The 15,628-nt window shown below is 50.8% G+C and carries 11 protein-coding genes and 2 pseudogenes; 1 reads left to right on the top strand and 12 read right to left on the bottom strand.

The genetic code is table 11. The features are described 5' to 3' along the window. The first annotated feature begins 182 nt into the window (after window positions 1-182). Window positions 183-632 carry a transcriptional regulator gene (locus ACLJRU_RS19520; protein ID WP_001248821.1) on the top strand — a complete coding sequence of 150 codons (450 nt, stop codon included), beginning with the start codon at window positions 183-185 and terminating at the stop codon, window positions 630-632. Window positions 633-731: 99 nt separating this feature from the next. Here ACLJRU_RS19520 and ACLJRU_RS19515 read toward each other — a convergent pair whose 3' ends face one another. From ACLJRU_RS19515 to ACLJRU_RS19460, 12 genes and pseudogenes are all read right to left on the bottom strand, one after another. After that, window positions 732-1,019 carry a hypothetical protein gene (locus tag ACLJRU_RS19515; RefSeq protein ID WP_000839833.1) on the bottom strand — a complete coding sequence of 96 codons (288 nt, stop codon included), beginning with the start codon at window positions 1,017-1,019 and terminating at the stop codon, window positions 732-734. 38 nt (window positions 1,020-1,057) lie between these two features. After that, window positions 1,058-1,903 (bottom strand): DsbA family protein, encoded by an 846-nt coding sequence (locus tag ACLJRU_RS19510; RefSeq protein WP_000291393.1) that lies wholly within the window; start codon window positions 1,901-1,903, stop codon window positions 1,058-1,060. A gap of 63 nt (window positions 1,904-1,966) precedes the next feature. Beyond that, window positions 1,967-2,698: a fimbrial chaperone BcfG gene (gene bcfG, locus ACLJRU_RS19505; protein WP_001538897.1), complete on the bottom strand. Its 732-nt coding sequence runs from the start codon at window positions 2,696-2,698 to the stop codon at window positions 1,967-1,969. Next, entirely contained in the window at window positions 2,664-3,182 is a 519-nt protein-coding gene (locus tag ACLJRU_RS19500; RefSeq protein WP_187790669.1) for a fimbrial protein BcfF, read from the bottom strand. Before ACLJRU_RS19500 ends, bcfG begins: the two co-directional genes overlap by 35 nt. A gap of 15 nt (window positions 3,183-3,197) precedes the next feature. Beyond that, window positions 3,198-3,743: a fimbrial protein BcfE gene (locus ACLJRU_RS19495; protein ID WP_001082038.1), complete on the bottom strand. Its 546-nt coding sequence runs from the start codon at window positions 3,741-3,743 to the stop codon at window positions 3,198-3,200. Further along, entirely contained in the window at window positions 3,744-4,751 is a 1,008-nt protein-coding gene (locus ACLJRU_RS19490; RefSeq protein ID WP_000701252.1) for a fimbrial protein BcfD, read from the bottom strand. Next, a pseudogene (gene bcfC / locus ACLJRU_RS19485) lies at window positions 4,752-7,373 on the bottom strand (fimbrial usher BcfC). A 4-nt stretch (window positions 7,374-7,377) separates the two neighbouring features. Further along, window positions 7,378-8,064, bottom strand: a complete 687-nt coding sequence (gene bcfB, locus ACLJRU_RS19480) for a fimbrial biogenesis chaperone BcfB (protein ID WP_000742551.1) — start codon at window positions 8,062-8,064, stop codon at window positions 7,378-7,380. A gap of 100 nt (window positions 8,065-8,164) precedes the next feature. Next, a complete protein-coding gene (locus tag ACLJRU_RS19475; protein ID WP_000743357.1) occupies window positions 8,165-8,707 on the bottom strand; it encodes a fimbrial protein BcfA in 543 nt (180 codons plus the stop codon). A 429-nt stretch (window positions 8,708-9,136) separates the two neighbouring features. After that, window positions 9,137-9,841, bottom strand: coding sequence for a winged helix-turn-helix transcriptional regulator (locus ACLJRU_RS19470; RefSeq protein ID WP_000738617.1), 705 nt, complete (start codon window positions 9,839-9,841; stop codon window positions 9,137-9,139). A 280-nt stretch (window positions 9,842-10,121) separates the two neighbouring features. Continuing rightward, window positions 10,122-13,118: a hypothetical protein gene (locus ACLJRU_RS19465; RefSeq protein ID WP_023234705.1), complete on the bottom strand. Its 2,997-nt coding sequence runs from the start codon at window positions 13,116-13,118 to the stop codon at window positions 10,122-10,124. A 91-nt stretch (window positions 13,119-13,209) separates the two neighbouring features. After that, window positions 13,210-15,309 (bottom strand): annotated as a pseudogene (locus tag ACLJRU_RS19460) (glycosyl hydrolase family 18 protein). Window positions 15,310-15,628: the final 319 nt, after the last annotated feature.

Raw genomic sequence — 15,628 nt, 5'->3', positions numbered from 1 at the left:
CAAAAACAATAACACAATAACATTTATTTCACTTAAACAATTTAGCCAATTTAATGACAGTTGATTTTTCAGGCCTGTCGCCCCAACCTATCCTTGCTCATAGCATAGCGGACACGTTGCAACGATGCTGACTATACGGAACAAGTGGGATGTCATGGCCTGAAAGCACAAATGGAGTAATCATGAGACAGCATAAAATAAATAATGAGTTTATTTACAATGAATCATTAAGGGAAATCACGTCCTTGCGCAGCAATGCAGCGTTCAAAATGACATTTATGCGGGCCTGGTGCCTGAGCTATTTAATAGAAAACGCACATCAGGAATTGATTATCCGTGAAGGTGTCGCGTACGCAGTTTGGGGAGAGCGAAGTCAATTTGTTAGCGATGCTAATTTGACGCAACTTCTTTATCTGCTGCGACGAGATTTACAACAAATCGGGCTTTTCGAACTGTTCGTTACGCTCCCCAGGCAGGGGATAAAAATCGATGAAAGATTTATCATTGACGCTGCTGACATACCGCCACAAGCTATTCAATATCATACTCACCGATGTAATAAAATTATATCCATTGGTATTCCCACTCTTTTTTTATTGATCGTGCTTTTCTTTTTAGCGCCGTTTATCTGAAGATAAAGTCTGTAGACCGTGTCCCGGGAAGGTGAGAACATTTTTCATAATATCCTCACACGACACTGACGGGACACCACCTGCGGTCTGCTACGCGGTTCAGTCATAGACAATGCGTAGCACTGTTAATTGCTTATCTTCATCCAAATAATCTCGTTTTACCGTTGCATGAGGAGACGATATCGGCGTGATAATATTCTCGACAATAATATAACGTTCAACTCCCTCTTTATTATGGCATTGAATTTCTAAGGTTCCCACGTCATTCCAGCAGCCTGCCTCAACAACCGATCCCATAAAATGAATCTGAGCGGTCGGTTTCGCTGTCCCTTCATGAACGATAAAGGAAAGTAAAATCACCGGTATGACGCAACGCATAGACTTCATTTTACTTTCACTCCTGTGCGTTCTCCTCTGAGCGAATATCACCCCTTCGCTTTCTGAATCGCCATTTGCAACATATCCTGAGTCGTGCTTCCCGGGATCACGGTCACCCGTTTTACATCACCGTTTTGCGTCTGAGGCATGACGACAAAAGCAGGCGTGCCGCTAAAGTCCATATGCTGCGCCAGTGCCTGGTTAGTGAGGAGCGCATCATGTACTGCACCGCTGCTTTGCGCTTCTTTTACGGCGGCCAACTGCGTCGGCGTTAGATAATGTTGCGCCAGGGTGTAGACATCGTGTTCCGTTAACGCGCCTTCCACCTTCCCTGTGGCATAAAGCGCATTATGCCAGTCGAGATATTTCGCCCCGCCCTGTGTAAGCCATACCTGTTCGCCGACTCTGGCCGCCAGTCCGGATACCGGCCAGCGGGAGGAGAAAATAGGAAACTCTTTGAAAATAAACCGGGTATCCGGGTTCGCCTTAATCAGGTTTTCCACCACAGGCGCCATTTTGCTGCACCACGAGCACTGGTAATCAAAGAACATCACCACCGCCGCTTTTGCCTCGTTGGGCCCAACGGAAGGACTGCTGCTACTGAGCAACTCAGCACGATACTGTAATGCCAGTTGAACATACGCCTGTTGTTGCGCAATCTGCTGACGCTGATGCAACGTCTCGCTGGCGGCGACCAAAAATTCCGGATGTTCGGCCAAATACGTTGCCACCACCTCTCCCACTTTATCCGGATGACTGACGATGTAGGCTTCCGCCGTCGGGCCAATTTGCGACGTCGGGGCAGAATCGGCGGCGATTGCCGAGGCGGATACGGCAACGCCTGCCAACGTCAACATCGCCAGTCGGGAAAGTTTTAACGCGTGATAATACATAATAAAAGTCTCGTTCGATAAGTTCGGAAAGCCTCCCGCTATCGGGAGACGCCTGAAAAAAAGTTAATGAATACGCGTCAGATCCACGGTTTGCTCTGTCATTACCCGCCCATAGTCATTAATACTTTGCCAGCGCACAGTGCAGCGAACCGTGTGCCGGCACCAGTCCGTTTGACGGGTTGCAAAGGGAGCCACGACCCCGGCGTTGTCCTGGGCGCGCTCGTTAGCGCGTAATAAAAAGAGCGTAACGTAATAGGGTGTCGGATTGCGTACCGTCGCGCCATCGGGGGTAAGCGACCAGATCAGATGCCGGTAGGCCTGCTGCGGATTGCCGGCGAGTCCCTCAGGGCGATAGAGCAATTTTAAAGCCGAACGAAACGCCATTTGTACACGGTTCGCTTCCGGTTTACCGGAGGGAATAGCGGCGATACTCAAGGTAAACAGACTTTCCCTGTCGGCGGGTAGCGGTGCGCCGGTATAAACCACCCGCATTGAGTTTTCCTGGCGCGCTGAAAGCATAAATAATGGCGGCGTGACCACGAAGGGCATGATATTCCCTTCGTTTTTGGTTCCAGGCCAGCGGCCACCAGGTAAAATATGCGTATCGATTAACCAGGACGCTTCTGAATGGTTACTTACCGGTACGCTTAATGCCGGGGCGCCCGCATGATAGATAAAGCGAGTACCGCCAATTACCACGCCAGCCTGCGCCCATGATATGGGAAGCAAGCACCAATATATCGCGCAGCGTAAAAAGAGCTTATTCATAGGCAAGAATGAAGGTTGCGGAGGCATTGGCGTCCCCGGGCGTTACCGCGCCGCCATCGGCAGGATAACGCGCGTAAAATTGCAGATGCGCCGACGCCTGACCCGGACTGAGCGTCACCACATCACTCTCCTGCCCCAGTGGGATTAAGGTTTTATTTTGATCATAAAGCGCAATCCCAATGCCTGAAGCGTCGCTTTCCCCTGCGGTAAGCGCCAATAAATCCGTATTACGACTGTCCGCCGCACCGCTAAAACTGACCGTTACGCCGCTGGCAGTGCTGCCGCAGTTTTGTAAATCGATAGCAAAAGGTTGCCATGCGGAACCGTCGCCTGCGCGATAAAACTGCCGTTGAGAAACCGCGCCCATCGCCACGTTAATATTTTCCGAGCCAGGAGAGAGCGAACACGTATTGTCCGTGATGGTTCCGGAAACATAGACCCGGCCATCGTGCGCCTGGACGCCGGATGCCGCCAGCAGCATCCCGATGCCGTACAGGATATCGTTACGCATAATTACGATGGCTCCTCATTCATACTGCATATCGAAATACATGACCGCCGTCGCGTTCCCGGACGTGACCGTCGGCCGGGTCGATTTATAGCGAATATAAAAAGACAGCGTGTTGCGTCCGGCTTTCAACGGATAGACCACCGAGTCGGCATTATTGATACTGATGGTATCCTGATCATCATTCAGAATTTCCACCCCAACCCCGCTTGCTAACATGTTTCCGCTTCCCATTCCGGTATCGGTGATCGCCAGTAGCGCGGGATTGTCCGGATCGGGTTCGCCGGTAAACCAGATCTTCGCCCCGGCAATTCCTCGGGAACAATTTTTGAGGTTGATATTAAAGGGCTTAAATTTTGTCGTTGTTCCTGTCGAAGGAAAGTCGCCAACCGCAAACTGTCCTAAATCAATACTTTGACTGAGGCTGGAGATATCTATGTCGCAGGTTTGCGCCACAATAGTGCCGGTAAATTCGAGGTTATAAGCGAGGTCGTCAGCGCTGGCATTGATTTGTGGACACAGCATTAGTCCCATGGCAAAAAGAGCGCAGTGTGATCTGTTCATTTAGTCAAAGTCCACTCGCAGGCTGGCCAGTGCGGTAAACGCCCCTTCCGCTGGCGTTTCGCCTGTTGTACTCACCGGGTAGGCTTGCAATGTGATGTTAGCGCGTCCGGCGCTATCGGTGATAAAAGGCGCGACGCTCTGTACATCATTGGGGATAAGCGCGTTTCCTTCATCGGTTTCGACCACTACGCCGACATCGGCATTATCCGAAGCGATAGCCTGGGGAACGTGGCTATCCGGCGTAGCGATAAGACGCATTGTTAAATTGACCTGCGAATCCAGACCGCTGCACTTTACCGGTACGCTGAATTTTTTCTCTCGTACCCCCTCCGGCTTTTGGCCTGCATGGTTGAAATTGCCGCTGTATAATGCGCCGAAATTTACCAGAATCGTTTGTCCGGCGTTGATTTCACAGCTTTGCGGTACGGTCACCGTTCCACTATAAAGAATGCTGTACACGACATCTGTCAGCGGATCGCCTGCGGCGGTCATGACATAAACATTGAACATAGTCTTAGGACTAATATTCACCGTGCCGACGAACGGTTTAACAATTTTGAGCTGCAACTCCAGATTTGAGTCACGAACGTAAAACGGTTGACCCGCTTTCACATTTTCATCATATCCCATCAGAACGTTGTTCATTGGCGGATAGATATCGCCCGCCGAGGAATCCTCAATTCGCATTCCGCCTTCAAGGTAGTCCGGGTCCAGCTTTAAATATTTCCAGTTACCGCTCGTTTCTACGACCGGATATGGCGACACATAGGAGCGATAAGTCTGGCTATAGGTCGACGCGCCGGCGGGACACACCGCCTGTACATTAACTTCCTGGCTTTTTTCCAGTTGAACCGTCTTTCCCACCTGGTTTTGTTCTGCCGTCAGAGTGGTCGTTAAATCGTAATTAATACTGGAAGGTACACCGTTAACGTTTTTACACACGTCTGCGTGTGCGTACTGCGATACGACACTTCCCGCCAGCAGAGCAAATAAAAGAGGTATTTTCATTTAATGACACTCCGCATGTTGTCGACTCAGAATCTGACGGGAGGAAGAGAGATGATAGGACGCGACACACTGTTGATCCGGCAGGTTCCCCCAGCGAACGTGCAGAACGCCTTGCGCTGACAACCCGGAAAGATAGACTTCCCCGGCCTCGTCAACAATCGCCTCCGCATGGCGATCATTCACCGTCACCGTTGCGCCAAAGGGTACAGGCTTACCGTTATGATTCAGCGTTACCAGGGCACGCGCGCCGACCCGCGCTTTAAAGCGGGCCAGAACCAGCGCGCCTTCGGTCGGCACAACGCGAGTCACCGCGTCATCAATATCGACATCATCCGCCATGGCGTTAACGTCCAGCGCCATACGGTTTTGGCGATATGTTGTCGCATACGGCACCACCGCATAGCCACGCGCGTCCGTATGAATACCCGGCTGGTCGACAACGCCGACGTTGGCTGCGCCCGGCGCGGCAATCAAAATATTGGTATTGCCCAGCGGCTGGCTTAGCGTCACTCCATGCGCGTGCGCCACCAGGCCGCCGCTCAGGCCATAATTCACCTGCTGGTAATCGCCGTTATCGCTAACGTTATAGCCAATGTTGGCGTTGCCTTTCGCGCCATCGTATTCCAGGCTGGCGGCGCCGCTTTCGCCAATACCGTGATTCTGATAACCTTGCTGTATGTTGTAACTAAGATTGTTTTCGTCCAGCAGTGTGCCGCTAAGGCCCGCATTCTGCGTAACGTTATGCTGTTTGTCCGTACTGGTGCTAAAGGTAGCGTAAACATTGTGATGGCGCGTGACCTCATCATCGTGTTGCAGCCATTGACTTAGCGGCACCGAGATATTCAGGGCGAAAATTTGATCGCGCTCCGCATCGCCTGCGGATTTGTTATTGTTGTAAGAAACGCTCCATGCAATACCCGCCAGCGTATCGCTGTATCCCACCTGCAACAAAGAATCCTTTTCATCAGTGTGCCAGTAACTTTGCTAACTGCCGGTAATAAAAAGCGATCCCAACCCGCCTAGCTGTTGATTGATATCGAGTTGTACTTTCCCCCTCCTGGTATAATAAAGATTGTAATAATCCGCCCATTCCGGCCTGCTTTTATCGCTGTCAGTCCGATTGTCATCGTCATAGCCGCTCATCCGTTTCCACGTGGTATCATCCAGCGTATAAAAGCCCGAGGTTGAATAGCGATAGCCCATAAGCTGTAAATTGGTTCCTGACTGTGCAAGCGATTTGGCATACAGGAAACGCAGCGATTGCCCCTGGTAGGTGTTATTATCCGCCAGCGTACTGGTAGCCTGGGTGACATCCAGCGACACCGCGCCCCAGTCGCCCAGATTTGCGCCGCAGCCGATCGCCAGCGCGTGATAATGACTGGAAAGTTGTGTTCCGCCATACAGCGTAAAACCATGCGGTAACCCCCATATCAAGGTCGCCTGACTAAATTTCACCTTCTCTTTTTGACTACTATCGCTGCGATACTCCGCCACCGTCGCCGCATACTTCAGCCGCCCTTCTCGTTGTAGAATCGGCACGGCGGAATAGGGCACGTTATAGCAATTAATAGAACCGTCGGACTCTTTGACTTCCACAGTCAAATCGCCGCTGGCGGCGGTAGGATAGAGATCATTAATAGTAAATGCCCCGGGCGGCACATAGCGCTGATTAATGATGTAGCCGTTTTGCCGAATGGTCACTTGCGCGTTGCTTCTGGCAATGCCGTGAATGGTCGGCGCGAAGCCCTTCATGCTGTCTGGCAACATATTGTCGTCAGACGCCAGTTGTAGCCCGCGAAAAGGAAGGCTGTCGAATAATGCGGAGGGGGTATAACTATCGCCTGCCGTCAGTTCTCCCTGCAAAAAGACCACATCACGTTCCAGATAAGTACTGATGTGCTGCCAGTCGCTGTCGCTATTCTGATCGCCGCTATTCGCGTTCCATGTGGAGTAGTCGCGTAACCGCCAGGCCCCCAGATTAAGGCCGCTATTCAATCCAAGAAAATAGCTGTTCTCCGCACTGCCGCCTGGGCTCCGATCCTGACTATTCGCGCCGGTAAAGGTGTAATTCAATAGCAACGCGTTAATACCTTCATCCCAGTATTGCGGTGGGATATAGCCTCTGGCGCTGGCAACCATCGCCGCCTGCGGGATGCTAATGTCGAGACGTTGCTGCGCAAAATCAAAGCGGGTCCGGGCGGCCGGTATCGCACTGGCGAGATCCGGGCAACTTCCCGCCGCCGCCTTCGCCAACAGTGGAAACGCCCCGGTGTTTACCCCCATATTTTTAAGCATTTCAGGCGTCAGGCAGGCGCGTAATCCGCTGTCATCGGTGGGCGCGCTTTTTCCCGTCGTTTTCACCGCCTGGAAGGCAATGTCTCTGGTCGCGAGAAACGTATTGTTCAGGTAAACGTCAACGCGATACATCCCCGCCGCCTGGGCATTACGGGAAAAGGTCGATAGGTCGGCCACCGCAGACGGGTCGTCAGACAGAAATGCCGGGTTGAAATAGTTTTCCGCCCACCCCGGCGCAGGCGCCAGTGCGATAGCCAACGCCAGCGGGGTTAATACGGGTTTAGTTACGCTGGAGTAATATCGCGTCATGAAAAGCTGATTACGCATAACATCATGAAGCTGGACAAACGCGTGCTGGCGTCGTTGCGCCAAAATCGTTTACCGTGCGCAAAGATACCTGGCCGGGCGTCGCCGGGAGAGTGATCGCGCCTTTCGGCGGTACCATAGTATTCGGCAGTTTTTTCCCCGCGCTATACAGTTCAACCATCGAAACGTAGTACGGCGAAGGGTTAGTAATCGTTAGCTGGCCGCGCTCGTTACGGCAGCGAAGCGTCGACGGGGCATGAGCTGGCGCCTCCGCCAGATTTTTCGGGCGGATAAATAGCTTAATCACGCTTTGCGTCGCAATTTGCAGGGAGTTGCCGGTCAATTTATTTTTATCGACAGAGGGTATCGCTTTACTGTTTAAATAAAATACGCTTTCGCGATCGGTCGGTAATGACGGCCCGACATACATAATACGTAATATATTTTCTTTTTTAGGCTGGATCACAAAGAGAGGCGGCGTAATGATAAAATCCGTCGAGCGTGAACCATCGGCATTGGCGACCCATGACTGAATTAAAAAAACATTGCTGGCAGAAGAATTAATAATCGGCAAGGAGGTTTGCTTACTTCCCTGCGGATAAATCACCCTGGTCGCGCCCAGCGCAATGCCTCCCGCCTGCGCGGCAAACGACAGGCCGGCCGCCGACAGCAGTAGCAATAATCGAAGGAAAATCGGTACGTTTTTTTTCATCTGCGTAATATCCTGATGCCGTCGGTTTGTTACGCGCAGTGACGCGCGTAACGCCCCTTTCTCGCCTCCCAACAGACGAGAAAAAAATCCCGATAAGGAATCAGGAATAAACCATGCTAAATGTCGCCGTCGCGGTAACATTACCGGCAGTCGCCGTACCGGTAGCGATATAATCCACGCTAAGCGGAATAACGTTTTCGCCATCGTTCAAGGTAACAGTACTGGACGATTCACCGATATTCAGCGCCTGGCCATCTGGTCCATAAAGTTGTAATGCCACATTCGTCGCCGAACCTGCCCCAGCGGTATTCGCCAGCGACCCCGGCTGGTTTGCGTCCTGTTGGCCATTAAAAATCACCGCCGCATTCTGGCTGGTCTGAGTATCGCAGTCTTCCAGTTTGATGGTGAAATCTTCTTTTTGATTCGCCACCATACCGGCCTCGGTTAATTTACTGGCGCGAACCTGGCCTAATGTCACGGTCTGATCGACAGAGTCAGCGGAAACAGAACAGGCGGCGTCAACGACCTGTCCGACAAAATTTACCGTACCGCCAGTGACGGTTGTAGTATCCGCTTGCGCGGTGGACAACATTCCGCCAAAGGCAATGGCAGAGACCATTAATGCTAGTACAGGCTTTTTCATTCAAGCTCCTTTTAAATATAAAAATGAGGGTAATCAGATTTTTTAACGAAACGGCTGCTGATATTTCTTCACAGCAATATCACGACTTTTTCTTATGCGAAAAAAAGTGTCTTCTTGTTCTGATATAAATGTCAGAGGCAATAAAACAGCCACTCAACGTCGTGAGTTAATCTTTACGTTATAATGAGATAACGATGTTATTAATTATTAGCAAGCCAACGGCAAGTTGCAATCATCGACATTTGGTTTTATAGGACTAGGCATAACCTGTTGTTTTATATTAACTTTACACCAGTCGTTCGGCCTATCTCCTTTAGCCATATTGACTTTTTAAAAATAGCTTTCATAACAACCTTCAGTAAAACATTCTATTAACGATACCAGGCAAATTCAGTCGAGATATGTAAATATATCGTTGCGTATAGTACATTAATACGCCACTGGTAGTTTTCCGAGCGCCGTCAGCCGCCCATTATCAATATGGATATACCCGCCTTTTTTTAGTTCAGACAGAATCTTCATAGTCCGACTGCGCGATATCCCGGTACGCCGTTGAATAAAATTCAACACGATAATGCTTTCCCGGTAGGCCTGTGGATAAGCCCAGATTTCAGTCAGCAACGCCCGAACTTTCAGATAAGAATCGACGCCGACTAATTCACGATCGCGCGCGCTCATCACCATCAGACGGTAAGCCAGACAACGGGCCACGTCGTGCCACAAATCGCATTCATCGGCGATTTTTATAAAATCCGGCAGGCGAACAAATCTACCGGTACAAACCGTTTCTGCGAGCAAAAAGTGTTCCGGTCGCGCGGGGACGTTATAGGTAGCGCCATAGCTGTCAACCATACCCACGACCGATGGCGCAAACGATGAAGATATATGGAGTCGTTTATCATCATGACAGAAAGAAACAACGCCTGACTCCAGTAATACAATGTAGTGTTCATCATTTGCCTGTAAATAAAACTCATCGCCGATCCCCAGCGTAAACGGTTGACCAAATGGCAACAAGGCCGAAAATAAGGCATCAATTGCCGCGTGAGGTTTAGCCTGCTGAGAAAAAAGAAAAGAGTGTAATGAATTCTCATTATTATCTTTAGCAAAAGCGTCGTTCATCATTTTTTTCATTAACGGTTGTCTACTCAATGTAGCGTCACAGTATAACCTCTCAAAAAGTACTTAAATTAATAATAAATAACATCGCTATGCAGTATTTCTGTATTCACAACGCACTAATACGCAATATTTTTAAGATTAAGACAATTCTTAATACAAAATGATTACAGAAAATTAATAACAAATTACGCATAAAGAATGAGAGGTCAGGGGGCGCAGGAAAAGAGATTCGAAAGAACGTGCCTTCGAATCTCAAACTAATAGTCCAGATTAATGCAAATAAGCAGTGATATTATCTGAAATAGCGAGGGGCAGCATAATACTCTACCATTTTATCCGCCAGCCAGCCGCCGTCTTCACCGTTAGAATGGATTGTCGTAATACTGATAGTAGAACCACCGCCCCATAAGATCGAAAAGACGTTAAAGTCCGGTAGGTTCAGCGCCTGCATTTGGCCCCAGTCATACCCTTTATCTTTACGTAAAAAGTCGCCGACGGTCGGGACGCCGTAAGTCGCGCTATTTAAGGCCGTATTGAGTAGCTGCAAAGAGAGCGTGTCAGGATCGCTGCCAATGCGGGCGTCACCCATAAAAAAGGTTCCGCCGGATGCAAAGTGCGCAGCGCTGATTTTACTGACGCCCTCTTCTACTGTAGGCATATGGCCGCCAGGGATTTGCCACAGCATGGCGGGCGTCAGCAGCGCTTTCGTCACCTGTTTGACCATCGCCAGGTAATTAAGCCAGCATGTCGCATTCCAGCCATAGTGGGCAAGCGCATCAGGACTGAAACAGTCACGCTCAAATTTATCAAACGCAATAAAGTCCGGCGCATATTCTCCGCTATAAACGCCCAGTTCATGAATAAATTCGGCGATCGCCTGCCCTTCAGCTACCGGATCAGCGGTATCGCGCAGCACCCAGTCCGCCGTTCCTGTCGCCCAGACATTCGTCTGCCAGCCAAAAGCCACATCCGGGGCAAACTGACGAACAAGATAGTTCACCGCCTGAATATAGCCGTAGAGATCGTCGCTAAACGTCGGCAACGAAGGCACGATAAAGCCAGCCATCGCCGGTAATGCTTGTATCGCCGCCGCCAGTTGGGCATTCACCGGCACACTGTTTTTTTGCCGTACTACGGTATAGCCATACGGTCCTTGCTGTAGCGCCCCGAGAAAATCCGGGTTAAGCACAAAGGTGGCCGGGACAGGATGCGTCTCATCTTTGTATGACTGCGCCGCCAGACACTGGGTAATAAAGTTACCAAAATGGTTACGTAGCTTTTGCGCATCCTGTAAATCCGCCAGCGCGCTACCGCCGCTGGCATTCGCGGTATAAATGACCATTACCGGCATGACGCTACGCCCGGCTTCTTTTTCTATCTGGCGCACCAGCGCAACGGTTTTATGGATCGGTAACGTCGCGTAATCCAGAAAACCATCCCCGTTCACGTCAACCTCCGCGGCCGGAACCGGATCGCCGCCGCCGTCAAAACCATCGTATTTAAACAACGCGCTAAACGGTATATCGCGATAAAGAGAAACCGTCTCTGGCGCGTTAACCGTCACGCCGCCATGAGCAAGGTAATCAGGCCAACCTTTTACCTGTAGCGTCACGCCGGGCAGAAACTCCAGCGCCACATGGTTGACCTTTTGCAACAACCGTAGCGGCCCGGCCTGTTCACAACGCCACGGCACGCTGTCGATGAAAATATCGTCCGTCTGAACATCATACAGCCCGGGCGCAAAGCGTAATGCCAACGTCTGCCGCTCGCTGCCGCTCTCCAGCATTAATGAGTATTGATATTTACCGCTGCTGAACAGATAACGCTGCGGCGCGACGCCATCGGGCAGACCCAGTATAGTGGCATCCACCGTCACGAAACTCGCCGTGTCGAGCGCTGACTGTTGGTAAGCGACAGCAACCTCGGCAACCTGCGCCGCAGCAGGGATAAAACCCGTAAGCTGTATGGGTGCCGCTATAAAGCGGTTATTAATCATCGCAGGCTGTAGATTGACCGTATAATGATGCCCCGCCAGTAGCCGGGTGATTAACTGCGGTTGGTTGGCGATCAGCGTGACGGTACGCTCATCCGCTTGCGTAGCATCGGCGATCTCAACGGTCAATTTCGCATTACCAAGCGCAGGGGCGTCAATCATCAGACGCGCGCTGGCATAACGGACAATCGGCAGACAGGATACCTGGACCTGCGCGGCGGCATCGCCGGATTGCAGCGTAACGGTAAAAGAGGACTCGACTGGCGCGATTTGCATCTCATCATTCACCAGTACCGGTACGGTAAGCCGATACGTTCCTGCGCTAAGATCGCCTATTGTCAGAACCTCGCCCCACTCACCGACAAAGCGCCGGGTTTCGCCGGCAGGAAACAGCAGCTCAATCACCGGTTTGAGCGCCACGGTCTGCGTCATGGCAGGAAAATGAACGCAAACTTTTCCCTGACGGGCAGGATCATGGGCCAACGTCGCGTTCAAATCGCTGATGGCAACTGGCATCTGCGTGGCGGCCAGATAGCACTGTAATTCGGCGGTATCCCCCGCCGCCAGCATCAGCGCGCCGTCATGATTAATGGTGATGGTATTCTTCTCGATGGGCCATCCCCCATCGCTGGCCAGCGTCACGGCCTGATTCCCCAACATTGTTCCCTGAAACGGACTGTAGGGATCGGGGTGCGCGCTGGCCGTAAAATTCAGTTGAAGCTGATTGAGATCTACCGCCTGGGCGTAGAGGTTGGTCAGCGTAAAGGTGACGCGTTGATACCAACTTGCGGTATTCAACTCGCTAACGTTAAGCGTAAGGCCGTGTTCCTGAAGGTCATTGTCCTTTTCCGGCACATCGGGTTCGGCGGGTTGTTCGTCTGCGGCGGGTATCGCTGGCGTCTCCTGATCGGATGGGGTTTCAGACTCTGCGTCTTCGGATGACGATGACGCCAGCGTCAAGGTGATGGCGGACATTTTTACCGGCACCTGCGTCGCCGCGAGGCTGAAAGAGAGCGTCCCGCGTTCGCCCGGCTGAAGAAGTAATGCATCGCTGTTATTAATGATGATGTTGTTAGTTTCCAGCGTGCCATACGAACTCTCATTCAGCGTAAGCGGCAGGTTCCCTTTGAGCGTACCGCCGCTATTTCCCCATGGATCGATGTGCCCGGAAGCCGTGAATGATATTGCGGCATGGTTCATATCGACCGCATTACCGCTCTCATTGATGAAAGTTAAGGTGATTTTTTGATACCAGCTGTTGACGTCAAATGCGCTGGCGTGAATGGAAATGGTCATGGTCTACTCTTCCTCTGTCCCTGGTGGAGAAAAGCCCCGGTAAACCGGGGCTTGAATCATGAAGCCCAATACATCGGCTTAATACCGTGTATTAGTAAGCGCCAAGATCGGTCCATGCACCGCCGACACCGCAGTTCAGGTCAGGCTGGTTGCCCATAGACCACCATTTCACCTGATAGTTATGGCCTTTCCAGCTAACGATTTCGAAAGAACCCCAGTTTGCGCCATAAACGGTAGAAGCATCCCACTGCGCGTAAGGTGACGTTTTGTCATCTGCTGGCGTATCATGCTCAGCCGGCGTGGTATCTTCTTCCTCGTCCGGTACAGGAACGATAATCTCTTCTTCCTCTTCCGGTTCCGGTTGAACCTGAGATAGCGCAGGCACAGCCGTCAGAACAAAGCGCTGTTGAGAAGACGGTTCGTTGTAGCAGTCGCGTACAAACAGGGTGAACTGAAAGGCTGTTTTTTCGCTAACTTCCGGTACCACAACCTCAATGATTTCTGCCGTTTTGTCTGCCACATCGATTTGAGAAGGCACGCCCCAGCTAAAGGACAACTCATCGTTATCTTCATCAGAAGAACCTGCGCCAGACAGCTGTACCGTAGATCCGCCTACAACCATCAGTTCAATCGCCGCTTTCGGCGCGTGGTTGACCTTCTGCGCGTCGTCGCTGTCGCTCTGCTCTTCATCTTTTTCTACATTGATACCTTCAAAGTAGAACGGTTCCATATCGATAACTTCAGATTCGATTTCATAACCCAGACCTTCACGCACGGCGTTAACCAGCACGCCGTTGTCCTGATCGATAGTCCAGGTAAACACGCCGCCCAGGCCCAGTTTCGCTGCATATTCGCCTTTTGCTTTGACAGTACGCGGCGTATCCAGGGATAAAAACAGTTTGGATTCCGGGCTATACAGGTAGTCAGCATCAGCGACCTGGTCGGTGTAAACGTTGAAACCGTTACGGCCTTTCTGGTTTTCCAGATCCAGGTAGCTATAAATGACGTCATACCATTCGCTGGTGCCGGATTCGAAGGAACCGGTAGTAGGGCCTGAACCTGGGTTGTAAGAACCTTTCAGCGGCGACAGGGATTCAATTTCTACCTGACGAGCGTTACGGGTATAGCCGGCATAACCGATGTTGATACGGTCAGCGGAGAAACCTTCCGCCAGCAGGTGATCAACGATAGTTTCGACAGCCCAGCCGCCCTCTTCCAGCGCTTTGCGGTTGGTGTGGTGGCCCAGCGTTTCCGCCCACGGCGTACCGAAGAAGTCATAGGTCATCAGGTTGATGCCATACAGGCCGGCAGCCATCAGATCTTTTACTTTCGCATAGTCAAAAATAGTAGTGACAGCAGAAGCGGCAATAGAGATCTTCACATTGCTCAGACCAGCGGAATCCAGCTGTTTACGCAGTTCGGCAATCAGCAGCGCGTAGTTAGCGCCATCTTCCGGACCAAACGGGTTGCCCGCCCCTTCATTGTTCGGGTATTCCCAGTCAATATCCACTTCGCTGAACATCGGGAACTGTTTGAACAGTTTCACCACGCCTTTGGCGAAGATTTTACGAGAAGAGTCAGAAGCGGCGGTTTCGTGGAACCCGTTACTCATGCTCCAGCCGCCGATACTCATGGAGAGCGCCAGCGTGTGACCTGCGGCTTTCGCTTTTGCCTGCATATCACGCAGCGCGCCCAGCAGACCCTTGGCGTTAGACTGAGTTACAGTCTTCGGATCCACATCCCAGCCGCTGACATCAAAGCCGAGGTTGATATAAGACTGGAAGTCGCCTCATGGGTCGAGGAAGGTCGGCTCATATTTCACTTTGCCGCACAGCGCTGCCGCTTCTGCTACGACATCGCGGTCTTCTGTATCAATTTTTCTGAAACCGGTGATGCCAACAAAGCCAAAAATCAGTTTGTCATAAGCCGTCGGTGAAACTTTGGTTAAATCATAACCACGGCCCGGTTGGGACATATTGCCTTGCAGACGGCTGTCATACTGTGACCAGTCGGTGTAATAACCGAATACCTTCGGTTTAGTCGTGGAATTTTTATATTTATTGTATACCGGTTTCGCAACACGAGCGGAAGTATAGCTTATTTTATCATCGCTTGTTGCAGGGTCAAAACCATTCGCTGCATGAGTAGTTTCAGTAATTGTATCGCCTTGAATCAGTTTGCTTGTAGCCATTTTCAAATTTCCTTTTACGTTTCAAAATTGTCGCAGCTCGTTCTGCGGGGTCCATAATCGTTACAGGCATAAAAAATAGCTAATCACAAAACATCATCTTTTTAGATGATATAAAAATCATAAAAATGAGGTTAACAACACCGTCTAACGAAGAGAAAACAACACCTCTCAGCGCCCGCTTACTCCGTTCTGGTGAGAACATAGTAAATATCATTTATCATGTAATTAAATATCATTTAATTACAATGAAATAATGTGATTACACTCGCTATAGACAATGACAATACAATAAAACCAGTGACATTTATTGGATTAAGAC

Origin of the sequence: Salmonella sp. SAL00653 (assembly GCF_046552515.1) — a bacterium.
Classification (GTDB): Bacteria; Pseudomonadota; Gammaproteobacteria; order Enterobacterales; family Enterobacteriaceae; genus Salmonella; species Salmonella enterica.
This window is presented reverse-complemented; position numbering and strand designations above follow the sequence as displayed.